The sequence below is a fragment of the Acidobacteriota bacterium genome, from assembly GCA_009838525.1.
GTDB lineage: Bacteria > Acidobacteriota > Vicinamibacteria > Vicinamibacterales > UBA8438 > VXRJ01.
Window position 1 is genome coordinate 59,279 of sequence record VXRJ01000016.1, and the last position, 24,953, is coordinate 84,231.

Annotated in this window: 22 protein-coding genes; 8 read left to right on the top strand and 14 right to left on the bottom strand. The window is 68.7% G+C overall.

Annotated elements, in window-relative coordinates; genetic code table 11:
- Window positions 1–105 precede the first annotated feature (105 nt).
- The 4 genes from F4Y45_05120 to F4Y45_05135 all read left to right on the top strand — a co-directional run bounded on the left by F4Y45_05120 (window position 106) and on the right by F4Y45_05135 (window position 6,795).
- Complete coding sequence (locus tag F4Y45_05120; protein ID MXY23886.1) at window positions 106–2,766, top strand: hypothetical protein; 2,661 nt, start codon at window positions 106–108, stop codon at window positions 2,764–2,766.
- Between the two features lie 22 nt (window positions 2,767–2,788).
- A complete protein-coding gene (xth, locus tag F4Y45_05125) occupies window positions 2,789–3,562 on the top strand; it encodes an exodeoxyribonuclease III (protein ID MXY23887.1) in 774 nt (257 codons plus the stop codon).
- A gap of 135 nt (window positions 3,563–3,697) precedes the next feature.
- Window positions 3,698–3,985 carry a hypothetical protein gene (locus F4Y45_05130; GenBank protein ID MXY23888.1) on the top strand — a complete coding sequence of 96 codons (288 nt, stop codon included), beginning with the start codon at window positions 3,698–3,700 and terminating at the stop codon, window positions 3,983–3,985.
- Window positions 3,986–4,173: 188 nt separating this feature from the next.
- The gene (locus F4Y45_05135) at window positions 4,174–6,795 is read left to right on the top strand and encodes a TonB-dependent receptor (protein MXY23889.1); all 2,622 of its coding nucleotides are present in this window, start codon (window positions 4,174–4,176) and stop codon (window positions 6,793–6,795) included.
- A gap of 83 nt (window positions 6,796–6,878) precedes the next feature.
- Here F4Y45_05135 and F4Y45_05140 read toward each other — a convergent pair whose 3' ends face one another.
- Window positions 6,879–7,796 (bottom strand): endonuclease/exonuclease/phosphatase family protein, encoded by a 918-nt coding sequence (locus F4Y45_05140; GenBank protein ID MXY23890.1) that lies wholly within the window; start codon window positions 7,794–7,796, stop codon window positions 6,879–6,881.
- 58 nt (window positions 7,797–7,854) lie between these two features.
- Here F4Y45_05140 and F4Y45_05145 point away from each other — a divergent pair, with 58 nt between their 5' ends.
- Window positions 7,855–10,104, top strand: coding sequence for a heavy metal translocating P-type ATPase (locus tag F4Y45_05145; GenBank protein MXY23891.1), 2,250 nt, complete (start codon window positions 7,855–7,857; stop codon window positions 10,102–10,104).
- A 70-nt stretch (window positions 10,105–10,174) separates the two neighbouring features.
- On the opposite strand, the gene F4Y45_05150 is transcribed toward F4Y45_05145, so the two are convergent.
- From F4Y45_05150 to F4Y45_05210, 13 genes are all read right to left on the bottom strand, one after another.
- Window positions 10,175–10,366 carry a type II toxin-antitoxin system HicA family toxin gene (locus tag F4Y45_05150; protein ID MXY23892.1) on the bottom strand — a complete coding sequence of 64 codons (192 nt, stop codon included), beginning with the start codon at window positions 10,364–10,366 and terminating at the stop codon, window positions 10,175–10,177.
- Between the two features lie 53 nt (window positions 10,367–10,419).
- Complete coding sequence (locus F4Y45_05155; protein ID MXY23893.1) at window positions 10,420–10,632, bottom strand: type II toxin-antitoxin system HicB family antitoxin; 213 nt, start codon at window positions 10,630–10,632, stop codon at window positions 10,420–10,422.
- Window positions 10,633–10,737: 105 nt separating this feature from the next.
- The gene (locus F4Y45_05160; protein ID MXY23894.1) at window positions 10,738–11,556 is read right to left on the bottom strand and encodes an ABC transporter permease; all 819 of its coding nucleotides are present in this window, start codon (window positions 11,554–11,556) and stop codon (window positions 10,738–10,740) included.
- 37 nt (window positions 11,557–11,593) lie between these two features.
- On the bottom strand, window positions 11,594–12,790 hold the full coding sequence (locus F4Y45_05165) for an ABC transporter permease (GenBank protein MXY23895.1): 1,197 nt from the start codon (window positions 12,788–12,790) through the stop codon (window positions 11,594–11,596).
- A 9-nt stretch (window positions 12,791–12,799) separates the two neighbouring features.
- Window positions 12,800–13,873: an ABC transporter substrate-binding protein gene (locus F4Y45_05170; protein ID MXY23896.1), complete on the bottom strand. Its 1,074-nt coding sequence runs from the start codon at window positions 13,871–13,873 to the stop codon at window positions 12,800–12,802.
- Between the two features lie 50 nt (window positions 13,874–13,923).
- Complete coding sequence (locus F4Y45_05175; GenBank protein MXY23897.1) at window positions 13,924–15,042, bottom strand: ABC transporter ATP-binding protein; 1,119 nt, start codon at window positions 15,040–15,042, stop codon at window positions 13,924–13,926.
- The gene (locus F4Y45_05180) at window positions 15,039–15,521 is read right to left on the bottom strand and encodes a type II toxin-antitoxin system VapC family toxin (GenBank protein ID MXY23898.1); all 483 of its coding nucleotides are present in this window, start codon (window positions 15,519–15,521) and stop codon (window positions 15,039–15,041) included. Before F4Y45_05180 ends, F4Y45_05175 begins: the two co-directional genes overlap by 4 nt.
- Window positions 15,437–15,688, bottom strand: coding sequence for a hypothetical protein (locus F4Y45_05185; GenBank protein MXY23899.1), 252 nt, complete (start codon window positions 15,686–15,688; stop codon window positions 15,437–15,439). The genes F4Y45_05180 and F4Y45_05185 overlap by 85 nt, the downstream gene beginning before the upstream one ends.
- 67 nt (window positions 15,689–15,755) lie before the next feature.
- Window positions 15,756–18,860 (bottom strand): efflux RND transporter permease subunit, encoded by a 3,105-nt coding sequence (locus F4Y45_05190; protein ID MXY23900.1) that lies wholly within the window; start codon window positions 18,858–18,860, stop codon window positions 15,756–15,758.
- A 51-nt stretch (window positions 18,861–18,911) separates the two neighbouring features.
- Entirely contained in the window at window positions 18,912–20,951 is a 2,040-nt protein-coding gene (locus F4Y45_05195) for an efflux RND transporter periplasmic adaptor subunit (protein ID MXY23901.1), read from the bottom strand.
- On the bottom strand, window positions 20,459–21,718 hold the full coding sequence (locus F4Y45_05200; protein MXY23902.1) for a TolC family protein: 1,260 nt from the start codon (window positions 21,716–21,718) through the stop codon (window positions 20,459–20,461). The genes F4Y45_05195 and F4Y45_05200 overlap by 493 nt, the downstream gene beginning before the upstream one ends.
- Window positions 21,715–22,197 carry a type II toxin-antitoxin system VapC family toxin gene (locus tag F4Y45_05205; protein ID MXY23903.1) on the bottom strand — a complete coding sequence of 161 codons (483 nt, stop codon included), beginning with the start codon at window positions 22,195–22,197 and terminating at the stop codon, window positions 21,715–21,717. The genes F4Y45_05200 and F4Y45_05205 overlap by 4 nt, the downstream gene beginning before the upstream one ends.
- Window positions 22,136–22,597, bottom strand: coding sequence for a hypothetical protein (locus F4Y45_05210; protein MXY23904.1), 462 nt, complete (start codon window positions 22,595–22,597; stop codon window positions 22,136–22,138). Before F4Y45_05210 ends, F4Y45_05205 begins: the two co-directional genes overlap by 62 nt.
- On the opposite strand from F4Y45_05210, the gene F4Y45_05215 reads away from it, so the two are divergent.
- The 3 genes from F4Y45_05215 to F4Y45_05225 all read left to right on the top strand — a co-directional run bounded on the left by F4Y45_05215 (window position 22,582) and on the right by F4Y45_05225 (window position 24,880).
- Complete coding sequence (locus tag F4Y45_05215; GenBank protein MXY23905.1) at window positions 22,582–23,007, top strand: OsmC family protein; 426 nt, start codon at window positions 22,582–22,584, stop codon at window positions 23,005–23,007. The genes F4Y45_05210 and F4Y45_05215 overlap by 16 nt on opposite strands.
- Window positions 23,008–23,009: 2 nt before the next feature.
- Entirely contained in the window at window positions 23,010–23,423 is a 414-nt protein-coding gene (locus F4Y45_05220; GenBank protein ID MXY23906.1) for a hypothetical protein, read from the top strand.
- Between the two features lie 80 nt (window positions 23,424–23,503).
- A complete protein-coding gene (locus F4Y45_05225) occupies window positions 23,504–24,880 on the top strand; it encodes a DUF839 domain-containing protein (protein MXY23907.1) in 1,377 nt (458 codons plus the stop codon).
- Window positions 24,881–24,953 lie beyond the last annotated feature (73 nt).

Genomic DNA, 24,953 nt, shown 5'->3' on the forward strand with positions numbered 1-24,953 from the left:
GGATAGTACTGATCCCCCCAGTCTGGGTAGCACCCGGTGTTCAGGTCTGACCACAGCGGCTGATTCACCGCCCAGCCGGAGCGCTGGACTCCGGCGACTGCTGAGATGTCGAAGTCGAGTATCAATGCGTCCGGGCTGCTCAAGGCAAAGGTGCTGCCGCCGGAATTGCCGTCCGGCTACGTGAGCCGTCCCGCACTATTGCAGCGCCTCGAGGACATGCTGGAACGGCGGGTTACGGTGCTGCAGGCGCCCGCCGGATTCGGCAAGACGACCGTCATGGCGGACATCGCTCGTGCGCGGAAGCAGGAGGGAGCAGTCGTCGCCTGGATCTCATTGGACGACGAAGATACGCCGAGTCTCTTCGGCGGCTATCTGGCCCTTGCGTTGGAGCAGGCGGGACTGGATCTGTCCGTGTCGCACGATGCGTGGTCCGCGGCGCCAGCAGTAGAACAGATAGGCACGCTGGCCGGCGCCATTGAACGGCATGCCGCCCCGTGCCTGCTTGTGCTCGACGAAGTCGACCGCTTGCCGAAGTGCACGGTCCGGCTGGTTGACCTGCTGTTGCAGCGCGCGCCACCCAATCTGCACCTCGTCATGGCGTTTCGGTCCAATCCGGGATTCAACGTCGGAACGCACCTCCTGAGCGGTGGGGCGACCATACTCGGCCCGGAATCGTTCCGGGTCCAAAAGGCCGACATAGCCCGGTTCCTGGGCCGGACACTATCCAGAAAGGAACTGGCCCAGATCGAGGAACGCACGGCCGGTTGGCCGTTTGCGCTGATGGTCCATCGCAACATGGGCGGTGCCGTCGCAGGACAAACTGGCGGAGAAACGACGCAGCTCACGAAGAACTACATCGGTTTCCACATGCTGCGCGACTTATCTGACAAGGAACGGTCCTGCCTGTTCGATCTCGCGGTCTTCGACTGGATCGACGCGAGCCTCGTGGATGCCGTCCTGGGATCGGACGATGCCCGCGCGGTGGTTTCCGCACTGCCGGCGCTCGACGGCCTGCTGCTGCCGAGCAAGGGCGACCATGCAGAAAAGCGCCTGCATCCCCTGCTCAGGGAGTACTGCCTCGATGAGCTCTCCGGCGTAAACCCGGCACGCAAGCGTTCCCTCCACAGGAAGATCGCACTGGAACTCGTTCGCCGGGACCAATTGACGGAGTCGTCGCGTCACGCCCGAGCGGCGGGCGACAACGATCTGCTCGCCGAGATCGTCGAGCGGTTCGGACCATTCCAATTGTGGCTACGCGGGGGAACCGCGCGGTCGTTCTCCGCGGGTCGGTTCCTGACCCCGGAAGTTACGGCTCGGTATCCGCGGCTCGATCTCCTCCGCTGCATCGTTCTCCGTCTGTCGCAGAAGTCGGATGAGGCGGAGACGCTGTTCCAGACGGTCTCGCAACGGACCGACGGCTTTGCGCGGGACCGGGATGGCGGAAACGCCGATGCGCTGGCCATCGACGCGGGGTTCACTCAGGCCTTTCTGAGGGGTGGCATCGATGGGCTCTTGCCTCAGCGGCTCGAATCGCGGCTCCCGGCGGGAGAACCGGCGGCCGGTGATGAACAGGGCCGGATCCTTGCCGTCGCCAGACACACGATGCTCTGCATTGCCTGCTGCGAACGCGCGAGCTTCGAGGATGGCGCGCGGCACGGCCTGCACGCGCAAGCACGCGTCGGGAAGGATGAACGTTTCGCCGGGATCATCCTGGATGCCTGCCTGGGGACGGCGGCAATGGCGCAAGGGCGCGTGCAGGAGGCGGCCGAGAAATACCAGAACGTCCGGCGGGCCGCCAGAAAGTTTTTCCCTGCCGATGCCTGGCTCGCCGCCGGCACCAACGCGCTGACTCTCGAACTCGATCTCGAGCGCAACCATGTAAGGGGGATCCGACGCAAGACTCTGGAGCGTCTGACGCAGGCGCAGGGCGTCTGGGCCGATAGCTACTCGACGAACGTCGCGGTGAGCGCCGAGTTGATGTTCGAGCACTACGGCGGGACGGCGGTCATCCAGCTCCTGACGCGGTCGGTCGACAATGTGAGGCCGACGGGCAACAAGAGCCTGTTGAACACCGTCTCGGCGCTGCTGGCAGACTACCTGACGCAGGCGGGGCAGTCGGAGCAGGCCGGAGCGATCTGGCGCGACCACGAGTTGCCGTGCGAGGCCGCCGAACTGTGCGACCTGAAGCAGCAGTCGTGGCGAACGATGGAAGCCCTGTCGTGCGCACGGATCCGCCTTCTGGAGGCGCAGGGCGAGTTCGACGCCGCCGACGGCCTCGCGGCTAGTCTGTGCCGTGTTGCCGGGAACCGCGGTCTCATCCGGACGCTCCTGCGGGGTCTGGCGCTATCGATGTCTGTCGCCCACAGCGCGGGCCGGCGCGATCGCGCGCTCGAACACCTGGTCAGGTTCATCCATGCAGCCCACGGCGTCGACTACACGAGACCGCTCGTGCGCGCGCGTGAGGTCAGCGCCGTCGTCCTGCAAGGCCTACTCGACACGGACGGCAACGACCATCTCCGGCCGGCAGCCGAGTCGCTGCTGGTCCAGGTAGCCCGGCGGGATACGGACATCCCTTTGTTTTCGTCGCGTGAGCTGGAGGTGCTGGCGCTCGCGGCTCGCGGTCTGCGCAACAAGGAGATAGCGGGTCGGCTCGAAATCACCCACGAGGGCGTCCGCTACCATCTGAAGAGCATCTATCGCAAATCAGGCACCAGCAGACGGGCCAATGCGGTACGGCACGCCCAGTCGATCGGCGCGCTCTCCTGAGGGACGAGTAACATCCTCCGCCGTGCGCGTCGTTAGCTGGAACGTCAACGGCCTCCGCGCCTGCGCCAGGAAGGGTTTCCTCCGATTCCTCGCCACCGCCGATGCCGACATCGTCGGCCTCCAGGAGGTCCGCGCTTTCGAGCATCAACTGGATCCGGAAGTGCGCGCACCGATCGGTTGGCACGCGGTGTTCTCGCCGGCGGAGCGCCCAGGCTACAGCGGCGTCGCCATCTACTCGCGCGAGCCGGCGGACCGCGTCGAGACCGTCTTGGGCGAGCCACGCTTCGATGCAGAGGGGCGCCTGGTCATAGCCCGCTTCGGGCGCCTCGCGGTGGCATCCGTCTACTTTCCCAAGGGAAGCGGGCGGGACCGGGACAACAGCCGCGTGCCCTACAAGCTCGACTTCTACACGGAGCTCTTCGCCCGGCTGCAGACCCTGCGCCGGCGCGGACCGGTGCTCGTGATCGGCGACTACAACACGGCCCGGGAGCCGGTCGACCTCGCCCGGCCCAAGGCCAACACGAAGACCAGCGGCTTCCTGCCGGAGGAGCGTGCGGAGCTTACGCGCTGGATCGACGCGGGCTGGGAGGACACGTTCCGCGCGCGGCATCCCGGCGAGACGGGCCACTACACGTGGTGGCGGCAGTGGGGCGGCGCCCGTGACCGAAACATCGGGTGGCGCATCGACTACGTGCTTGCCTCCCCTGCCGCGGCCCGGCGGGTGACCGGAGCGTTCATCTGGCCGCACGTGACCGGATCGGATCACTGCCCCGTCGGCGTCGACCTCTCCGGCTGAGGCCGGGAGGCAGCGCCCTCGCAAGTCTCCACGAACACAGTTACCTGCACGGCATCTGCCTTCGCAGCCCCGTTGCTTGTCCGCACCTGCGGGCTTCTGCTACCGTCAAGGGCTTTGATGGCCGCAGGGGGATTCATGCACAGAGGGCTTGCACGCCGCGGCCCTGACTGGCGCGTTCTGGTCGCCGCCCTGGCGATCGCGCTGCTCGGTGCCACTTCCGGCGCGCCCATCTGGCACGAGGAGCACGCCGGCGATCCGGATTGCGCGGTCTGCCAGCTCCGGCACCAGCCGGCCGCCGACCTGGCCGTATCAATCCAGATCGTCCCGGTGGACACTCCGGAACTGCTCGTCCACGCTCCACCCACCGGATGGGTCGCCTCCGGCCACATCTCTCGCCTTCCCGCCCGCGCGCCGCCCGCGTAGGCGCCTTGCACACCTCGGCTGGCCTGGATCGGCGACCTCGCCACTAACCGATTTCGATACGGCGAGTGCGCCCGTTCCTATTCAGTGGCGATGCCGGATCGCTGACTTCGGGCGTCCGGCAGCACACCGCCAGCCATCGCAGACAGGGAAGGAATGCGAGCCGTCGCTCGCGTGTAGGGAGCTAGAGCATGGAGTGCATGAAGACCAGATCGAAAACGGTTGTGGCGGTTGCGGCCGCCGTTCTGATGACGGCCGGTATGGCCGCACCCGCCGGCGCACAGGAGAACGGCACGGTAAGCGGCACGGTGACGTTGTCGGGTACGGGCGATCCGGTCCACGGTGCCGTGATCCTGGTGGTGGGGTCCGGCGCGTTCGCACTGACCGACGAAGACGGGGGGTTTACGGTCGAAAACGTGACCCCGGGCGACTACGAGGTGCTCGCGCAGCGCGAACACCTGACGGCAGGGCGCCAGATGGTGAGCGTTCCGGCCGGGGGCGAGGCGACGGTTAACTTCGCGCTGGAGTTGTCACCCGTCCACGAGGACGTAACCGTCACCGCATCGGTTGCGGGCGCCGAGACGACGTTCGAGGCCTTCAACGCGGTCACGACACTCGACTCGTTCGACATCGTCGGCCTCGGGGAGGGCAGCCTGGGCGACGCCCTGCGCAAGGAGCCGGGCATCGCCAGCCGAAGCTTCGGCCCCGGATCCAGCCGTCCCATCATCCGCGGCTTCGACGGTGACCGGGTGTTGATCCTGGAGGACGGCGTGCGGACCGGTGACCTCTCCAGCCAGTCCGGCGACCACGGCGTCACCATCGACCCGAACATCGCCGAGCGGATCGAGATCGTCCGCGGCCCCGCCACGCTGCTCTACGGGTCGAACGCGGTGGGCGGCCTGGTTAACGTGGTGACACCCCACGAGAGCTACCGCGAGTCGCTCTTCTCCGGCACGCGCGCCCAGTTCAACGCCGACGCCGGCAGCGCGAACAGCCAGTTCGGCACAAGCGCCAGCGCCCAACACACGCAGGGAAACGTCCTGTTCTGGGCCGGCGGCAGCACGCGCCGGACCGACGATTACCAGACGCCCGAGGGACCCGTCGAGAATTCCGCCACCGAACTGACGAACGGCCGGGCGGGCGTCGGCTACTTCGGTGGGAACTTCTTCGCGAGCGCCGGCATCACCATGGAGAATGGTCGGTTCGGCGTCCCGTTCGCGGGTGAATTCCACGGCCACCATGACGAGGACGAGCACGGCCACGAGGACGAGCACGGCCACGAGGACGAGGACGACCACGACCACGACGACGACCACGACGACGACCATGACGACGATCATGACGACGACCATGACGACGATCATGACGACGACCATGACGACGATCATGACGACGACCACGACGAAGAAGACCATGAGGTAGCGATCGATCTCGACTCGCGGCGCCGCGTCGGCCGGTTCGACATCGGAGCCCGCAACCTGGACAACAACCTCATCGACGGCTTCAAGCTCAGCGTGAGCATGATCGACTGGGAACACGACGAGTTGGAGATCGAGGAGGGGACCGAGAACATCGGCACGGCTTTCTCCAACCGGACCACACTCATTCGCGCCGAAGTGGATCAGCGCCAGACCGAACGGTTCGCAGGGAGGTTCGGCGCCTGGGCGCAGCTTCGCGACTTCGAAGCCGTCGGCGCCGAGGCCCTCGCGCCGCAGACCGATCAGACGTCCTTCGCGGCTTTCGCCTACGAGGAGCTGAACTTCGGGCGCGTACGGCTGCAGTTCGGCGCACGCGTCGAACAGAACGACTACCGGACCATGGAGCGGACCGGCGGGCATGCCCATGACGAGGAAGACGACCACGACCACGACGAGGACCATGACGAGGACCACGACGAGGACGAGGACCACGCCGACGACGACGACGACCACGACCACGATCACGACGACGATCACGACGATGACCACGACGATCACGACGATGACCACGACGACGATCACGACGATCACGACGAGGAAGAGCACCATCTCGAGGCGCCCGATCCGCGGGATCGCGACTTCCTCGGTGCGTCAGCCTCGATCGGCCTCCACGCCGACCTGGGCGCGGACACGGCGTTCGTCGCCAATGTGACCCAGTCGCACCGCGCGCCGGCGCTCGAGGAGCTGTACAACTTCGGCCCGCACGTCGGGAACCTCGCCTTCGAGGTGGGCAACCCGGATCTGGACGCGGAGACGACGCTCGGCCTCGACCTGAGCCTGCGCCACCAGTCGGATCGCGTCCGTAGCGAGCTGAACTTCTACACGTACGACATCAGCAACTTCATCTTCGGCGAACGGACCGACGAGGTGGAGGACAACCTGATGGTGCTCGACTTCACGCAGGGCGACAGCCGGTTCGTGGGATTCGACGCGCGGAGCAGCGTCCGGCTGGCGGAGAGCGCCTGGGTGACGCTCGGCCTCGGCTACGTCAACGCGCGGCTCACCGCGACCAACGAGCCGCTACCGCGGATCCCGCCGCTGCGGGGCACCCTCAGCCTGGACGTGCCGGTCGGCGGGTTCACGTTCAGTCCGGAGCTGGAGTTCGCCGGGACACAGGACCAGCTCTACCACGGCGAGACGGAAACCGACGGTTACTCGGTGGTCAACCTGCGCGCGTCGTACGTCTGGCCACGCCAGCACACCGCGCACATCCTGAGCGTCACCGGCTACAACCTGACCAACGCGACGTACCGCAACCATACGTCGTTCATCAAGGACCTCGCGCCCGAGATCGGCCGCGGCGTGCGCGTCGGCTACTCGGTGCGGTTCTTCTAGGAGCTTGCGCGCCCGCAAGGACGACGCGGCCGGGCGTTGCCCGAGTTGCCGCGCGTGTCTGGCGCCCTGGCCCGGGGCGCACGTCAGTGCAGGAGGACGCGCGCGACGACCGGGTAGTGGTCCGAGGGGTACCGCGCGTTGTCGTGATCGATGACGGTCTCGACCGAGCGGACCCCTATCGGGCCGCCCACGAGGATCCAGTCGATCCGGCCTTCGTTCGCCTGCTCCGGCGGACGGAAGTCGCTCGACGTCCGGGCCGGGCCGATCCGGCGATCCGCGAGGAGCCAGGCGTCGCGCAGACCGGTGGCCGTCGCCGCGCGCCAGGTGTCGCTATGCTCCGCCGTCGAGTTGAAGTCACCGATGGCGAGGACGGGTGCGCCTGCGGGCAGTCCGGCGATCCGCTCGGCGATCATCGTGGCGGAGTTCACCTGCCGCTCTCCCCGCCGGAGCGTCAGATGCGTGTTGTAGACGTAGAAACGGCGGTCCGCGCCAACGTGATGAAAGTGCGCCCAGGTGACGATGCGTGAGACGCGGCGCCGGAAGCCGGTGCCGGTCGGCCCGGCAGGCGTCGGCGAGAGCCAGAACGTGCCCGACTCGACAGGGAGCAGCTCGCGGTACCGGTAGAAAATCGGAACATGCTCGCTCAGGCCCTCGCCGCCGTTGAGGCCACGGTCGACGCCGAGCCAGCGGTAGTCGGGCAGCTTCGCGGAAAGGTACTCGAGCTGATCGGCGAGCGCTTCTTGCAGGCCGGCCACCTCCGGCGCGACCCGCGCAATCGTGTCGGCCACCAGCGCGCGGCGGTGCGGCCAGCCGTTCTCGCCATCTTCCGCGCTGTTGAGCGAGGTTCGGATGTTGAACGTCATGACGGTCAGCGGGAGCGGTTCGGGCTCCTGCGCTCCGGGCGCGGCGCCGCCCGCAACGGCCAGCGCCGCCGCGAGCGGTGCGGCGACGAGGGCAAGCGCGACGGAACCGGTGGTTCGATGCGCCGGACGAGGCTGCATCGGCACAGTCTACAGGCCGGGGTTTCCTGGAGCCGCATCGGTTAAGGTGAAGTAGGCGATGACGACATTGGCCAGGCCGGTGGACGGCGCCACGACCGAGCAACTCGACTTCCAGGTCGAGGGACTCGACTGCACCAAGGAGGCGACGCTGATCCGGCGCGAGCTGGCGGGCTGCGCCGGAATCTGTGACATCTCGTTCCACGTCATCGAGGGGCGGATGACGGTGGATGTCGACCGATCGCAGTGCGGACCGGACGACGTGACCGCGGCAGTGGCGCGACTCGGCATGAAGGCGCAGCCCTGGACGCCGGCCGCGGATGAGTCCGCCGCGCCGCCGACCGCCTCGTTCTGGGAACAGCACGAGCGGCACCTCCTCGTCGGCACGAGTGGTGCGGCCCTCGCCGGCGCCCTCGCGTGGCACGGCATCGAGATGGGGCAACTGACGGCGCCGTTCACCGCCCACGATCTTGGCGGCGCCGGTCTTGAACCAATCGTCCTCGTGCTCTTCGTCACCGCAATCGCGGGAGGGTTGTTCCACTCCGCACCTGCCGCGCTCCGTTCGCTCGCGCGCCTCCGGCCCGACATGAACGCCCTGGTCCTCGTGTCGGTCGTGGGCGCGGTCACGCTGGGGGAATGGGCGGAGGCCGGAACCCTCGCCTTCCTCTACGGATTGTCCGGCCTGATCGAGAACTGGAACGCCTTGCGGGCGCGGAAGGCCATCGGCTCGCTCATCCGGATCTCGCCGGCGATGGCATCCGTGATCCACGGGGATCATGAACACCGCGTAACCGTCGACCGCGTGGCAGTCGGCGCACACGTGCGGGTGCGGCCGGGTGAACGCGTTCCCTGTGACGGTGTGGTGATCGCCGGCAGTTCCTACGTCGACCAGGCGCTGGTAACCGGCGAGTCTGCGCCTGCCTGGAAAACGGCTGACGATACGGTATTCGCCGGCACCGTCAATGGACATGGCGTGCTTGAGTTGCGGACGACGCGGGCCGCCTCCGACACGACCCTCGCCCGGATCATCCGGATGGTGGGCGAGAGCCACCATCACCGCGCGCAGTCGGAGCGCTTCATCGACACCTTCGCGCGCCACTACACGCCGCTGATGTTCGTCGTGGCGGCAGCGGTCGGCGCCGTTCCCCCGCTTCTGTTCGGCGGGGCGTGGGATTTCTGGTTCTACCAGGCGATGCTCATCCTGCTGATCTCCTGCCCGTGCGGACTGGCGATCTCAACCCCGGTGACCATTGCCGCCGGCCTCGCCGCGGCGGCACGGCGCGGCGTACTGATCAAGGGAGGCGTTCATCTTGAATCGCTCGCGCGCGTACGCGCCTTCGCATTCGACAAGACCGGCGTGATCACCGAGGGCGAACCGGAAGTGCGGGAACTCCGGCCGGTCGGCGGGCGATCGGAAAGCGACGTGCTGTCGCGCCTGCTGGCGATCGAGCTGCGGAGTGAACATCCGCTCTCCCGCGCCATCGTGCGTTACGCGCGCGACCACGCCGTAGAAGCGCCCGATCTGACGAACTTCACGGCGGTCGAGGGGCGCGGCGCCGAGGCGACGGTGGACGGGGAGGACTTCTGGGTCGGCAGCGCCCGTTTTGCCCGCGAGAAGCTGGGGCGCAACGAGTTGCCGCGCGAGTTGGCCGAGTTGCCCGACGCCGACCGAACCGTCGTCATCTGCGGCGTCGGCGCGGAACCCTGGGCCGTCGTGACGCTATCGGACCCCGTTCGCCCCGAAGCGTCACAGGCGGTGTCGCGTCTGGATGCACAGGGCATCCGCCCCGTGTTGCTGACCGGCGACAACCAGGTTACGGCGAACAGCGTCGCCGCGCGCGTCGGGCTGTCGGACGTGCGGGCCGAGCTGCTCCCGGAAGACAAGGCCGCCGCAATTGCCGATCTGCGCGCCCGCCACGGCGTCACCGCGATGGCGGGCGACGGCATCAACGACAGCCCCGCCCTCGTCGCTTCATCCGTCGGCATTGCCCTGGGCAACAACGCGACCGACCTCGCGGTGGAATCGGCCGACATCGTGCTGATGCGTCCCGACCTCCGGCTCCTGCCGTTCCTGGTCGATCACGCCCGGCGCGCTCGAACGCGCATCATCGAGAACATCGCGCTGGCCCTCGGAGCCAAGGCGCTGTTCCTCATCGTCATGGCCTTCGGCGCCGCCACGTTGTGGATGGCCATCGCCGCCGACATGGGTGCTTCGCTTCTCGTCACGTTCAACGGGCTGCGCATGCTGCGTCAGCCTCGTGATCCCACAGATGGCAGCGCCCCCGCCAACCTCGCCACCCAGGACGCATAGGGCCTTCGCACAGGTGCGCCGGCCCTGGTGGGCCGGCCTCCAGGCCGGCAACAGTCCGGACCGCGCGGCCTCAGTCCGTAAAGAACGCTGCCTTGACTACGGCCTCCGGAACGAACCGCGCGACGCGCCGGTAGATGGCACGCACGGTGCCGAGCGCAAGCTCTCGGTGCATCGGCGCCGTCACGACCTGCCGGGCGCCGGTCGGCGCGACTCGAACGAGCCTGGCATGACTCCCCCGTGTGCGGTCGACGGTGAAGCCCATCCCCTGCAGCAGGCGCACCACCTGCTTCGCCGAGAGACGCCGAAGACGTGGCGTCACTGGCCGAACGGCGAGAAATCGTAGGTCACCGACAACCGGGGCGTCGGCGACAGTCCGGACTCGGCCGGGTCTTCACTCTCCAGGTGCAGGCCGATGGCCTCGCGCAGGTTGGCGACCAGTTCGTCCAGCGTACGACCCTGCGTGACGACCGCCGCCTCCATGCACTCGGCGACGTACCACCCTTCGCTCTCCGTCACGACCACGTGAATCGTCGCCTTCGCCGCAGGAAATACATCGGGCTTCCGGGCCAACACGGACCACCTGTTGATGCCGGCCTGGAGGCCGGCGCACCGGACGGTGCGCCAAGGTTGCAATCAGGACGCGGCCGCGTTCCGCCGCCGCAGATATTCCACCGTTGCCAGAAGGAGGACCGCGAAGAGGATGAGGAAGGTGGCGACGGCGAGAATGGCTGGACTGATCTGTTCGCGGATGCCGGACCACATCTGGCGGGGAATGGTGCGCTGGCTGCCGCCCGCCATGAACAGCACGACTACCACTTCGTCGAACGACGCGGCGAACGCAAAGAGCGCGCCGGAGAGCACCCCCGGCGCGATAAGGGGCAACTGCACGCGGCGGAACGCAAAGAGCGGACTCGCTCCCAGGCTGGCGGCGGCGCGCAGCAGGGTCGGGTCGAACGCGGATAGCGTCGCGGTAACCGTGATGACCACGAACGGCGTCCCGAGCGCCGCGTGCGCGAGGATGATGCCGAGGTGGGTCTGGGTGAGGCGCAGGTCGGAATAGAAGAAGAACATGCCGGTGGCGGAGATGATGACCGGCGTCACCATCGGCGAGATCAGGAGCGCCGTCACGAAGCGGCGCATCGGCATCGCGGGGTTGGTGAGGCCGAGCGCGGCAAGTGTCCCGAGGGTGGTCGCCAGCGCGGTGGCGGCCACGCCGATCAGCAGGCTGTTGGCGAGCGGGCCGGTCCAGGCGCCGCCGGCCGCGATCTCCCGGTACCAGCGCAACGACCAGGCGTCCGGGTCCAGCCGAAGCATGCCTTCGGTGAACGTGAAGTACGGCTCGGCGTTGAAGCTGAGCGGAACGATGACGAGGATCGGCGCCAGCAGGAAGACGAATATCAGCGTGCACGCGCCCAGGTAGACCGCGCGCAGCACGCGCTCCTGCGGCGCCATGGGGGGACGGGCGACCGCCGCCTCGCCTGCCGCCATCTCAGCCGAACCTCATCCGGTCGATGCCGATCAGCCGGTCATAGACGACGTAGAGCGCGATGATGCAGGCCAGCAGCACTCCGCCGAGCGCACCGGCCAGCCCCCAGTTGAGCGAGGTCTGCATGTGGTACGCGATCAGGTTGGAGATCAACTGGCCGCTCTGCCCACCCACCAGGGCCGGCGTGATGTAGTAGCCGATGGCCAGGATGAAGACGAGAAGCGATCCGGCGCCGACTCCCGGCAGCGTCTGCGGCCAGTAGACGCGCCGGAACGCCTGCCAGGGACCGGCGCCCAGCGAGACCGCGGCCGACATCTGCTGCGGCGGGATCGCACGCATGATCGAGTAGAGCGGCAGCACCATGAACGGCAGCAGGACGTGCGTCATCGCGACGGCGGTCCCGGTCATGTTGTAGATCATCGCGAGCCGTTCGCTGTCCGGCACGACTCCGACCGCCACGAGCAGGTCGTTGATCACCCCCTGCTGCTGCAACAGGACGATCCAGGCGGTCGTTCGGACCAGGAGCGACGTCCAGAACGGAACGAGGACCAGGGCGAGCAGCAGGTTGGCCCGGCGCGGCGGCGCGTGCGCCATCAGGTGCGCTATCGGGTAACCGAGCAGCAGGCAGAGCAGGGTGATCCCGAGGCTCACGAGAAGCGTCCGCCACAGGAGCGGCAAATAGATGCGGCGCTCCGGGGGTTGACGGACGATGGCGCCGTCCGACCCGCGATCGAGATCGAGGGCGTTCAGATAGTGGCGCATGGTGAAGCGGTCTCCCGCCGTGGCGACCGCGCGCCAGGTGGCCGGGTCGGCCCACGCCGGATCGACCGCCGCGAACGCGGCCCGCCAGCCGCCGACGGGCGGCCCTTCTCCGTCGGGCAAGGCGCGAGCGGTCCGGACGAGGACGCTCCGGAGGCCGCTGGCGACGCGATTGACCCGCCCGGCGACCCTTCCGATCGTGCGAGCCTCGCGCACCTGCCGCAACTCGCGCGCCGCCGCCGCGAAAGTCGCCTCGTCCGGCACGCCGGCGCGATCCCACGCTTCCAGCCGTTCGAGTGTCTCGGGCAGTGCATCCGCCACCACCGGGTCGTAGACGCTGCGCGACAGCATCACGGCGAGAGGCGCGAGAAAGGTGACCCCTATGAACGCGACGAGCGGGAGCGTCAGGCCAACGGCGCGCCACTGCGGTCGGGTCGGCATCTCGGACGGTCACTGCGCGAGCCAGGCGGCGAAGCGTTCGTTCAGATCGTCCTGGTTGTCGCTCCACCACCGCCAGTCGTTCTGAAGGGCCCGCTCCAGGTGCTCCGGCGTCGCCGGCATGTGCGGATCCATCTCGACGCCGGTGTCGAAGTGGGTCGTGATGAGAGGCGCCGCCGAGCGCCGCGTCGGACTGTAGGAGATGTAGCGGCCGAGCCGCGACATCGATCGGGCGGTCGTGGCGAAGCGGACGAACGCCAGCGCCTCCTCGTAGTTCCGCGTACCGGCGACGATGCCCATCTGACCGACGTCGAGCACCTGCCCGTCCCAGACGATGACGAACGGCTGCTTCTCAGTCACCTGGGCATTGAAGATCCGGCCGTTGAAAGCGCCGCTCATCACCACTTCGCCGTCCGCCAGCATCTGCGGCGGCTGCGCTCCCGCCTCCCACCAGACCACTTCGTCCTTGATCGTGTCGAGCCTGGCGAACGCCCGGTCGATCCCCTCCGGAGTGTCGAGCGTCGCGTAGACCTCGTCGATCGGCACGCCGTCGGCGATGAGCGCCCACTCCAGGTTGACGAACGGCGTACGGCGCAGCCCGCGGCGGCCCGGGAACTTCTCGAGGTCGAAGAAGTCCTCCATCGTCTCGGGACGCTCGTCCGGGAAGAGCTCCGCGTTGTACGCGTAGATGGCCGAGGAAAAAATGGTGCCGACGGCACACTCGGTCTGCGTGCCGGGCAGGAAGTCGTCGACCGCCGGCGTCCCGTCCGGAGCCGCATCCAGCAACTCGGTCGGAATCGGTTCCAGCAACCCCTCGTCGCATGCGCGGACCGCATCGGCGATCTCCATGTCGAGGACATCCCAGTAGACGTTGCCGGTGTCGACCTGGGCGCGGACCTGGGCGAGGCCGCCGTTGTAATCCTCCAGTTGGACCCGGATGCCGGTTTCGGCCATGAACGGCTCGTGGTAACCGAGCACGCAGGCGCGGGTGTAGGCGCCGCCCCAGGAGGTGACGGTTACCGACGGGCCGCCGCCGCCGAGGCAGGCGGCCGCCGTGGACGACAGCACGAGTCCAACTACCGCCAGGAGCCCCTGGCGAAACCCCGTACAGCACCGAAAGCGGGCTCCGAGCGCCTTCACGCCGTCACTTCCTCATCACGCTCGCAGTTCAGCGCGCGGCAGTCGGTCGGCGTCCAGCCGACGCGAATCCGGTCTCCCTCCAGCACCGCGCCATGACCGACGATGTTCTTGATCTTCACGATGAAGCCGGAGTGGCCGCAGACGGTGACGCGCAGTCGCAGGTAGTCGCCGAGAAAGGCGATATCGTCCACCGTCGCCTCGAACTCGTTCGTATAGAGCCCCGGCTCGGGATCGACCTCTACCCGCTCCGGACGGATCGAGAGCGTCGTCTCGTCGCCCGCGCCGCAGGGGGCGATGCGGAGCGCCTGCACGTTCGAACCGCCTACCTCGACGTCGCACAGATCCTCGTCGCGAAACCCCCTCACGCGACCGTGGAGACGGTTGTTCTCGCCGATGAAGCTGGCCACGAAGGCGCGTTCCGGTTCTTCGTAGAGGGCCTCGGGCGGCGCAATCTGCTCGATCTGCCCGGCGCGGAAGACGGCCACCCGGTCCGACATTACCATCGCCTCCTGTTGATCGTGCGTGACGTACAGGATGGTGACGCCGAGAGTCCGGTGAATCCGCCGGATCTCGTACTGCAACTCCTCGCGCAGGCGCCGGTCGAGCGCGCCGAGCGGTTCGTCCATCAGGACGAGTTCGGGCTCGAAGACCAGTGCGCGGGCAATCGCCACCCGCTGCTGCTGCCCGCCCGAAAGCTGGCCCGGACGGCGATCCTCGAAGCCCTCGAGCCGTACCAGCTCGAGTGCGCGCCGCACCCGAGCCGTTTGCTCATCCCGTGGGAGGCGTCGCACCTCCAGGGGAAAGGCGAGATTCTGCCCCACCGTCATGTGCGGAAAGAGCGCGTAGTGCTGAAACACCATGCCGATTCCGCGCTGCCGGGGCGGAACGCGCTCCACGGGTCGCCCGGCGATTCGGATCGCACCCGATGTCGGCGTCTCGAAGCCGGCCAGCATCATCAGGCAGGTGGTCTTTCCGGAGCCGGACGGCCCGAGCAGTGTGAGGAACTCGCCCTTCTGGATGCTGAGGTCGACGTCGCGCACGACGAGCGTCCGCCCGTCGAAGCTCTTGCTGACCCGATCGAACTCGACGTACGCGGCGTCCTGATCCGCTGTCATCCGTCGAGAATCGTCGCGTCCAGGTCCGCGACATACTGGAAGTGGCGGTCAAAGGTGAGAAGATGACCCCCACACTCGCGGGTCGCCGCCGCGATCCAGACATCGTTGATCGGAATCGGCGTGCCCGCACGACGCAACGCCGCCACAATCCGCGCGTAGTAACGGACCGTCTCGCGTGTCAGGTCCATCACCGTCACAAAGGGCTCTTCGAGGAAATCTGAGAGGACCTGCTGATTCTCGCGCGTGCGCCGTCCCTGCTCGAAGCCTGCCTCGAGCTCACCCAGGACAGGTACGGGCATCACAAGCACTTCAGCGTCCGCGACCAGTTCCAGGACGGAATCGTGGCCGGCACGAAAGTGAGAGTACGCGCTGGTGTCGAGGACGAGACGACCGCTCAGAGCGCCCCCCAGTCCCGCTCGTCGATCACGCGCTGCTCGTTCAGCGAGGCGTTGAACTCCCTCAGGTCCTCCGCTGTCCAGGTCGTGTAGCGGCGAAGCCGCTCCCGGCGTGCGTCCACCCCGACTGCCTGCCGCAGGAGCGCGAGAACGGTGCTGTTCAGGCTTTCTCCCCGCTCCGAACTGATAGCCCGCAGACGCCTGGCGAGTTCCTCATCGACGTTTCGCACCGTGAGTTGCGCAGATGGCATGACAGCATGAATCTACCATAGCGCTGTCATGCTGTCTATCCGCCTTCAGCTTTGTGGGGCGTGCCCGTCAGCGACGGTCCATCGCCAGGCACACGGCGGGAACGACGAACATGTTGAGCGCGGTGGAGGTGACCAGGCCGGTGACGATTACCAGCGCGAGAGGAGCCTGGATCTCGCTGCCCGGCTCGCCGGCGCCGAGGGCGACCGGCGTGAGGGCGAGGCCGGTCGAGACGGCCGTCATCAGGATCGGGATCAGCCGGTCGACCGAGCCCCGGATCACGGCTGGGCGAGCTTCCATGCCAGCCTGTTGCAGGCGCCGGATGTGCGTCACCAGCATGATTCCGTTGCGCGAGGCGATCCCGAACAGCGCAATGAAACCGATGAGGGAGGCCACCGACAGAATACCGTCGCCCAGGAAGACGCCGGCGACGCCCCCGATCAGGGCGAGAGGCAGGTTGATCATCACTATGGCCGCATCGCGCGCCGATCCGAACGCGGTAGCAAGCACCAGGAAGATCCCGGCGACCGCGGCCAACCCGAGGGCGATCAGCAGACGGGACGCCGCCTGTTCGGCCTCGAACTGCCCGCCGTACTCCACGCGGTAGCCGGGCGGCAAGGCGACGCCGGCTTCGACCCGCGCCTGGACGTCGGCGACGACGCTGCCCAGATCGCGCCCCGCGGTATTCGCGGTGACGACTATCCGCCGCTCGCCGTTCTCGCGTCCGATGAAGTTCGGCGAGCGGTCCTCGACAACCTCCGCCAGACTTCCGAGCGGAACGCGGGCGCCGGCCGGCACGTCGAACCAGGTCCGCCCCACCTGATCGAGGTCGGCCAGATCGGCGCGCGCATGGCGCAGGACGAGGGGGACGAGAACCGGGCCCTGGACGATCTGCCCCACCTGACGGCCCAGAAGCGCTGTCTCCAGCGTCACCGCCGCCTCTCCCGCCGGCAGGCCGTGGCGGGCCAGCGCGCCGCGGTCGAAGCCGACGCGCACGGTCGGAATGTCCGCCTGCGGCTCGAGGGCGACGTCGACCAGCCCGTCGATTCCCGTCATCGCCGCCGCCGCATCCGTCCCCAGGGCGCGCAGCACGGCGAGGTCGCGACCGAATATCTGCACCGCGATGTTGGCGCGCGAGCCGGACAGCATGTGGTCGATCCGGTGCGAAATCGGCTGACCGATCGTGATGTTCGTGCCGGGCACGAGCGACAGCCGCTCACGGATCTCCTCCAGCACGGTCTCCCGCGGCCGGCCGCCGGGTGCCAGACGCACGTCGATTTCGGCGGATTCCACGCCCTGGACATGCTCGTCCAGCTCCGCGCGGCCGGTGCGGCGCGATGTCGCTTCCACCTCCGGGACCTCCAGCAACAGTCGTTCGATGGCGCCGCCGAGCGCGTCCGACTCCGCCAGACTGGTACCGGGAAGGGTCACCGCACTCACCACCAGCGCGCCCTCGTTGAACGCCGGCAAGAAACCACGCCCCATCCGCGCCGTGCTGGCGGACGCGATGACGAACAGGAAGACGGCGCCCGCGACGACCCATTCCGGCCGACGCAGGAGCGGCAGCAGGAGGGTTCTGTACCACCGCTTCAGCGTCGCCGCCAGCCGCGGCTCCCGGCCGACACGAATTCCCGGGGCTCCGGGCAGCAGGTACGCCGCGAGCGCCGGCGTGACGGTCAGCGCGACGATGAGCGAGGCCCCAAGGGCAATAAGGTAGGCGAAGCCGAGCGGTTGCAGCAGTCGGCCCTCCACTCCCGCGAGGAAGAACAGAGGCAGGAACACCAGCATGACGATGACGGTCGCGAAAACGATCGATCCCCGGATTTCCCGGCTTGCGTCGATCACGACATCCAGCGCCGACCGCCTCTCGCTCTCGGGCCGTTGGGCGTTCTCGCGGAGTCGGCGGGCCACATTCTCGACGTCAACAATCGCATCGTCGACCAGGGCGCCGACCGCAATCGCCATCCCGCCGATGGTCATGCTGTTGATGGTCATTCCCGCGGCGCTCAGGCCGGCGACGGCGGTAAGGAGGGACAGCGGGATCGCCAGCAGCGTAATGGCGCCGGCGCGCAGGCTGGCGAGAAAGAGCAGGGTGACGGCAACCACCAGCAGCATTCCGTCCCGCAGCGCGACATTCAGGTTGTTGATCGCCAGTTCGATGAAGTCGGCCTGGCGGAAGAGACGCGTCGAAATCTGCATCCCGGCCGGCAGTTCCGCCGCGAGCTCGTCGAGAACGGCGTCCACGTCGTCCGTCAGAGCCAGGGTGTTGACGTCCGGCTGGCGATGGATGCCGAGAATCACGGCGGGACGGCCGTTGTGCGAACCTTCGCCCCGCTTGAGCGCCTCGCCGACCCGCACTTGCGCGATATCGCGGACCCGGATGGGCCGCATGTCGCGGGTCGCGACCACCGTCTCGCCGATGCTATCGATACCCGTGGCGCGCCCCGATCCCTGGATCAGGTACTCCTGGCCGCCCGCAAGGCGGAAACCGGCGGACGTGTTCCGGCTGGCGCCACGAAGCGCCATCTCAACCGCGCTGAGGGGGACGTCGTAGTCGGCCAGGCGGACCGGATCAACCAGCACCTCGTACTGCCGGCGCTCGCCGCCAATGACGGTCACCTGGGAGACGCCGGGGACTGCCAGCAGCCGGCGGCGGACGATCACCTCCGCCGTCGTCCGGAGTTCGAGCGGCGTCGGCAGGGCTCGGACCGCGTTGCCGGCCGTTCCGGCCGACGGCTCGAGCGCCACGAACAGGATCTCGCCCATGATCGAGGACCACGGGGCCAATACCGGCGGCTCGACCTCTTCCGGCAACCCGGCGGCGACCGTGCCCAGCTTCTCCGTCACCGTCTGGCGGGCTCGGTACGGATCCGCGCCCCAATCGAAGTCGACCCAGACCACGGCCACGCCGACTGCCGTCGCGGAGCGGATCCGGCGGACCCCCGGGGAGCCATTCAACGCCGACTCGATGGGGATGGTGACCAGGGCCTCCATGTCGGCCGGCGCCATTCCATAGCCTTCGACCAGCACCGTGACGGTGGGCGCGGTCAGGTCGGGCAGGACGTCGACGGGCATGCGCACGGCGACGACAGAACCCCAGACGAGGCCGACCGCGGCAAGGGCGGCCACGACGAGGCGGTTGCGGACCGACCAGGCAATCAGCGCGTCAAGCATGGTCCGGAGCCGGAATCCCGGCGCACCGGGCAAGGCCGGTAATGCGCTGGTTCAGTGCGTGTGGCCATGCGCGGGAACCTGCGGCGAGAGAGCCGCGAGCCGGATCAGCGGCGCGCCGCGGACGACGATCCGTTCACCCGGCGCCACGTCTCCCGCCACCTGCACCGCGCCCCCCTCACGGTTGCCCAGTGTGACCGGCCGGCGTGCGAAGGATTCGCCTCCCGCCTGAACGAAGATGACGGGCTGGCCGGCGTCGTCGACGACGGCGCTCTCGGGTACCGTCACCGTTTCGGTCGCCGCCGACAGGAAGAGGCGCAGTTCGACCGCCTGGCCGATGGCGATCCGCGGATCCGGGTCGCGCAACTCGTACGTGATCGGGACGGTGCGGGCCACCGGATCGAGAACGCGACCGACCGCTACGAGCCGGTCGAGAGGAACCGGCGCGCCGAGACCCGGCACGTCGACTTCGGCGCCCGCGAGGTCGGCGATCCGGGGAAGGGCGGCTTCCGGAACCGAGCCCACCACATGCACCCGATCGACCGCCACCAACTGGAACAAACGCGTAGCCGCCTCGACGCTCGCGCCCGGGGTGGCATCCGAGAACGCCACGACTCCGGCAATCGGCGCGCGCAGCACGAAGCGGACGTCGCTTGCCCCGTTGCCCTGACCGGTCCGCGTTGCGTCGAGCTGGGCGAGATGGGCTTCCGCCGCATGGAGCCGCGCCTCCGCCGTCTCCTCGGCGACCCGGGCCTCAAACTGCCGGCGCTCCGGCACGGCCCCCGCTTCCACCAGGCGATCCACGCGCGCGCGCGTGGCGCGGCTCAACTCGAGCACGCTTCGCGCCTCCGCCACGTCCAGCTCCAGCGCCGGCCGATCTTCGCCGTGCCCGCTGTGCGGGATCACCTCCGCCAGCGTGTCGCCCCGCGCTACGAGGGATCCGATCGGCAGTAGCGGCAACTCCTCTGCCAGCCGGCCCGCTACCGGCATCGTCACGTCCGCGCGTCCGCCCGTACGTGGCGCGATCTCGGCCGCAATCGCCAGACTGTCGGCCACCGGGCGCACCTCGGCGGACGCAGTCGCGAAATCAAGCGTCCATTGCTGTTCCTTCAGGAACGGGATCGTGCCGGCGTCGTCGCCGGCGGCAGCGGAGGCGCCAGCGGCGGCATCCAGCGAGCCGTGCACCGTCACGCTCCCCAGGCGATGCCGATCGGCGAGGCCCGGCGCGTCGAGCCGGATCTCCAGGTCGTAGGTCCCCGCCACCGGCGGCGTGACGTCGACGCCAAAGATCCCGGGCCGGCCGGGCGCGTCGGCGGTGAACATCTCGTCACCAGCGCCGCTCAACACGACGGCGGCGCGGCCCGTCCGGACCGGTTCGAACGTGACGAGGTCGGTCAGGTGTATCGCGAAGCGGCTCGTCTCGCCAGCCACGAGCACCGGGTACTCGACGAACAGCTCGGTACGGTCGGTCCAGCGCGTCTCGACGACGGCTGGCCGCTCCTCCGAATCGGCGTCCGGCAGGTCGGCCGGCGCGGCGCCGGGCGCGCTGCATGCGCCGGCAAGAGCAAGCGCCACGATTCCGGCGGCAATCCGGGTCATCTTCATGGGCTCGGTGTCTCCCCCGCCGCCCGGTCCAGCTCGATCATCGCCCGCCGCGCGGCGGCGAGCAACTCCAGCTCGCGCAGAACCGCGCCCAGCGTGACGCGATGCGCATCGAGCAACTCCAGCACACCATACTCCCCTTCTTCGTACGCTGCCTGCGCGATCGACGCCAGCTCCGCCGCCGGCTCGACCGATGTGGCCCGGTACTCGTCCGCAAGCGCGGAATAGCGGCTCGCCGCGGTCCGGGCCACGCGCACTTCCCGTTCGATCCGGCCGCGCAGTACGTGGCGCTCCGCCTCGAGCCGCGCGCGCGCCGCTTCGGCCCGCGCCGCCTGCAACTGCCCGCGGTTGAAGACGGGAACGCCCACCGTTGCGGTTAGCGCATAGCCGGCGTCGGCGCCGATCAGAGCATTGCCGCTCCGCTTCAGGCCGGCCGTCACCGCCGCCCCGGGAAGGCGCAGCCGCTCGGCCGCGCGCCGTTCGATCACCCATCGCGCCTCGCGCGACACCAACGCCCGGTAGTCGGCCCGCTGTTCCAGCGCTCGAGGCAGCAGCGTTTCCAGGCTCTCCGCCGCCGCTCCGGCCTCGAGGTCCGCAAGCCGGCCGGCCGCGACGAGTCCTTCCGGATCGGATCCGGGTGCGAAAAACGCGGTGAGGCGCGCCTGTGCGGCCAGTCGTCCGATGCCCGCGATTGCCAGATCCGCTTCTACATCGGCCACCTCGCGTTCCGCCCGTTGCCGGTCGAAGCGCGACCCTTCGCCCTCCTGCTCGCGGACCCGCAGCAGCTCGACCAGACGCCGCAGCTCCGAGAGGCCGGCATTGGTCGCCACCGTCCGCTCCTGCGCCAGCAACAGCTCCGTGAAGGCCAGACGAAGCGACGCCTCGAAATCGAGCAGGTCGGCGTCGGCCTGGGCGCCCGCCGCCTCGGCCGCGCGGCCCGCCGCCGCCCCGAACAACCCGGTCCGCCCGCGCAGCGGGAGCTCCTGCGAAACCAGCAGGAAGTCGTCCCGGTTGCCGGCGGCATCCTCGCGCGTGTAACTGACCGTCGGGTTGGCGGGCAGACTTCGTTCGCGGGCGTCCGCCTCCACCTCGCGGACGCCCAACCGGAGCGCGCGCACTGCCGGATGCTCCTGGCGCATGCGCGCGATCGCGTCCGCCTCGGTCAGCGTCTGCGCCGCAACCGGATGCGGCGTGACGGCGGCCAGCGCCGCCGCACCGGCAACCCCTGCTATCGCCCTCCACTGTCGCCAATGGTTCATTGCTGTGCTCCCAGATGCTCGACCGCGACTCCCGTGAAGCGGTGGAAGTCGCGATCCTCCGTGATCAGTGTCTGCACTCCCGCTTCCCGGCAGAGCGCGACGATTTGGGCATCGAACGCCAGATTGCCGATTGCGTTGCCCTCCTGGACCGCGGCCAGGAACAACTCCTGGAAGCGAGGCCCGGGTGTCAACACGTCCAGACTGGGAGATGCGAGGATCCGCCGCAGCGACTCGCACGCTTCCGGTGCGGTCAGCGGATCGACTATCCGGGGATGCGTGACGACCCGGAGAAACTCCGCCAGACAGACGACCGGTATACCCCAACGGACGTAGCCCTCAGCCAGACCGGTCAAGCGTTGGCGCGCTGCCGCATGCCGACGTTCGCGGCGCCGGTGCGCGTACACCAGGATGTTCGTGTCAACTGCGACCAACCCGATCCTCCCCCCTCTCCATCCACTCGTACAAGGCATCCCGGTCATCGAGATTCACGCCGGGAGTCGGGCTCCCTTCGGAAATGATCAGTTCGAGACGGTACGGCTCGCGCGGTTCGGGTTGGTTCCGCAGGTACTGCCGCACCGCCCGTTCGACCAGTCGCGTGAGCGTCTCGCCGTCTCGCGCGGCGCGCGCCTTGGCTTCACGGAACAGGTGATCATCGAGCGCCAGCGTGGTACGCATACATATATCTGTAGCTGTTGTGCATAAGTCTGTCAACGATGACGGCGCGGCGTTTAGGGTTGCGCCCGTCAGGCCCGGCGATCTAGAGTCCTCACCGGCGCGACCGCCGTCCCGGGGCGGACGCGCGCTGGTGATACCGACCACCGGACCCCGGGCACCGCCGGTCCGGAACCACTTCAGGAGAGAACATGGACAGCAAGGCATCGGCCGTCTGGAAGGGCGGACTCAAGGACGGCAACGGATCGATCACGAGCGGCAGCGGCACGCTCTCCGATACCGCGTATACGTTCGCGACGCGATTCGAGGGCGCGGCGGGCACGAACCCGGAGGAACTGATCGCGGCAGCTCACGCGGGTTGTTTCTCGATGGCGCTCTCCGCGGTCCTGGGAAACTCGGGCCTGACCCCGGACCACGTCACGACCAGCGCCACGGTGACCCTCGATCCGGTCGAAGGCGGCTTCGCCGTGACGAAGATCCACCTCGACTGCACGGCAAGGGTGCCGGGGGCGAGCCAGGAAGCGTTTGACGAGGCGGCGAACGGCGCGAAGACCGGCTGTCCGATCTCGAAGCTGATGAACGCCGAGATCACGCTGGACGCGACACTCGAGTCGTAGCCATGACGCGCGCCGCGCTGGCCACGGCCGGCGTCGTCCTGGCGCTGGCCGTCACCCCGGCAGCACAGACGGATCGCCCTCCCTTCTATACGTGCGTGGAGGGGACGACGCCGGTGGAGGCGCCGCTTGTCGGCGTGGAGTTGTGCGACGCCGCGCCGACCGATGCGCTGCTGGCCCGCGCGGTGGAAGACAACCTGCAGGTGGTGAGCGGCGCCCTGGTGGTTGCGGCCGACCCGGACGGCGTTGGAGCAACCGAGGGCTTGCAGGCGGGCGACGTGATTTACCAGGTGGCAGCCGTCGGTGTCACCACCGCGGAGGCGGCGGCCGAACGGCTGGAGGCTATCGTCGCGGAACGCGATACGGTGGCGAACTTCCTGCGCGGCGGCCGGCCGTACCGGGTAAAGCTGCGGCGATAGGTTCTACACACGCGTTCAGCCGGGATGCATCGCCCCTCGACTGTAGCGGGGGTTTCACCACGGGCTGCTAAACTGCCGGCATGGGAAGAGTCCGGCCGAGCCGCAGGAGGTTTCTGGCGTCCGCGGGAGCGTTCCTGGGAGCGGCGCCGTTTCATGCATTGGCGTGCCGCGTCGCCGAGACGGGCGGCACGCCACCCGCGGCCGAAGCGGGCGCTTCGGTTGTCGGCTACGGGCCGCTCGGCCCGGTGGCCGACGGAACGACCGGTCTGCCCTTGCTTCTCTTGCCCGCCGGCTTCCGCTACGTGACGTTCGGCTGGACCGGCGACCCGCTGGACGACGGTCTCATAACCCCGCGCGCGCATGACGGGATGGCCGCCTTCCCCACCGCCGGCGGACTGGTGCGCCTGGTGCGCAACCACGAGTTGCGCGACGGAATCGCGTTCGCGCCACGTCCGCTGTACGACCCGAACGGCGGCGGCGGGACGACGACGCTGGACTTCGACCCGGCAGCCGGCGAGCTCGTGAGCGCGCACGCCAGCCTGACCGGCACCGCCGTGAACTGCGCGGGCGGACCGACGCCATGGGGATCGTGGCTCACGTGCGAGGAGACAGTGCTCGGCCCGGGCGGTGATCCCGACTACGAGTCTCCCCACGGCTACATCTTCGAGGTGCCGGCCGACGGAACGGCGGAGGCATCCGCCGAGCCATATCGCGCGATGGGACGCTTCGTCCACGAGGCAGTTGCCGTGGACCCGGCGACCGGCATCGTCTACGAGACCGAGGACCGGGGGGCCGCCGGGCTCTACCGCTTCCTGCCGAATCAGTCCGGCAACCTGGCGGCCGGCGGTCGTCTCGAGATGCTGGCGATTGACGGGGCCCCGGACTACGACACGCGGACCGGCCAGGCGGTCGGGACGTGGCATCCGGTGACCTGGGCGCCGATTGCCGACCCCGATCCCGCTGACATCGACGACGACAGTGTCTACCGCCAGGGCGTCGCGGGCGGCGGCGCCACGTTCGCGCGGCTTGAGGGCATCTGGCACGGCGGGGGGCGGATCTACATCGTCTCCACGACCGGCGGCGACGCGGACGCGGGCCAGGTGTGGGAGTACGACCCGGCCGGCGAGCGGATCCGCCTGCTTTTCGAATCGCCCGGGACGGACGTGCTCGACATGCCGGACAACCTCACGGTGAGCCCGCGCGGCGGCCTCGTGCTGTGCGAGGACGGCGACGCCGACAACTACGTCCGCGGCCTGACCCTCGCCGGCGCGATCTTCCCGTTCGCAAAGAACAACGTCGTGCTGGACGGCGAACGGAACGGGTTCGCGGGTGATTACCGCCACCGGGAGTTCGCCGGCGCCGTCTACGACCCGGCCGGCGACTGGCTCTTCGTCAACGCGCAGACCCCGGGAATCACGTTCGCGATCACCGGACCCTGGGGCGCCGGCCCTCTCTGATCTGGTGCGCCGGCGTCCACGCCGGCATCGACCGTCGTTCCTCTTGCCGGCCTGGAGGCCGGCGAACCGGGCG

What these genes read in the sequence shown, in the direction of transcription:
- F4Y45_05195 (MXY23901.1), bottom strand. Translation starts at nt 20,951, where the DNA reads ATGGGTGATCGAACGGCGCGCGGCCGAGCGGCTGCGCCTTCCCGGGGC.
- F4Y45_05140 (MXY23890.1), bottom strand. Translation starts at nt 7,796, where the DNA reads ATGCAGCCTCGTCCGGCGCATCGAACCACCGGTTCCGTCGCGCTTGCC.
- F4Y45_05205 (MXY23903.1), bottom strand. Translation starts at nt 22,197, where the DNA reads ATGACCGGGATGCCTTGTACGAGTGGATGGAGAGGGGGGAGGATCGGG.
- F4Y45_05190 (MXY23900.1), bottom strand. Translation starts at nt 18,860, where the DNA reads ATGCTTGACGCGCTGATTGCCTGGTCGGTCCGCAACCGCCTCGTCGTG.
- F4Y45_05175 (MXY23897.1), bottom strand. Translation starts at nt 15,042, where the DNA reads ATGACAGCGGATCAGGACGCCGCGTACGTCGAGTTCGATCGGGTCAGC.
- F4Y45_05145 (MXY23891.1), top strand. Translation starts at nt 7,855, where the DNA reads ATGACGACATTGGCCAGGCCGGTGGACGGCGCCACGACCGAGCAACTC.
- F4Y45_05200 (MXY23902.1), bottom strand. Translation starts at nt 21,718, where the DNA reads ATGAACCATTGGCGACAGTGGAGGGCGATAGCAGGGGTTGCCGGTGCG.
- F4Y45_05225 (MXY23907.1), top strand. Translation starts at nt 23,504, where the DNA reads ATGGGAAGAGTCCGGCCGAGCCGCAGGAGGTTTCTGGCGTCCGCGGGA.
- F4Y45_05185 (MXY23899.1), bottom strand. Translation starts at nt 15,688, where the DNA reads ATGCCATCTGCGCAACTCACGGTGCGAAACGTCGATGAGGAACTCGCC.
- F4Y45_05215 (MXY23905.1), top strand. Translation starts at nt 22,582, where the DNA reads ATGGACAGCAAGGCATCGGCCGTCTGGAAGGGCGGACTCAAGGACGGC.
- F4Y45_05220 (MXY23906.1), top strand. Translation starts at nt 23,010, where the DNA reads ATGACGCGCGCCGCGCTGGCCACGGCCGGCGTCGTCCTGGCGCTGGCC.
- F4Y45_05160 (MXY23894.1), bottom strand. Translation starts at nt 11,556, where the DNA reads ATGGCGCCGCAGGAGCGCGTGCTGCGCGCGGTCTACCTGGGCGCGTGC.
- F4Y45_05165 (MXY23895.1), bottom strand. Translation starts at nt 12,790, where the DNA reads ATGCCGACCCGACCGCAGTGGCGCGCCGTTGGCCTGACGCTCCCGCTC.
- F4Y45_05135 (MXY23889.1), top strand. Translation starts at nt 4,174, where the DNA reads ATGGAGTGCATGAAGACCAGATCGAAAACGGTTGTGGCGGTTGCGGCC.
- F4Y45_05130 (MXY23888.1), top strand. Translation starts at nt 3,698, where the DNA reads ATGCACAGAGGGCTTGCACGCCGCGGCCCTGACTGGCGCGTTCTGGTC.
- F4Y45_05210 (MXY23904.1), bottom strand. Translation starts at nt 22,597, where the DNA reads ATGCCTTGCTGTCCATGTTCTCTCCTGAAGTGGTTCCGGACCGGCGGT.
- F4Y45_05150 (MXY23892.1), bottom strand. Translation starts at nt 10,366, where the DNA reads ATGGGCTTCACCGTCGACCGCACACGGGGGAGTCATGCCAGGCTCGTT.
- F4Y45_05120 (MXY23886.1), top strand. Translation starts at nt 106, where the DNA reads ATGTCGAAGTCGAGTATCAATGCGTCCGGGCTGCTCAAGGCAAAGGTG.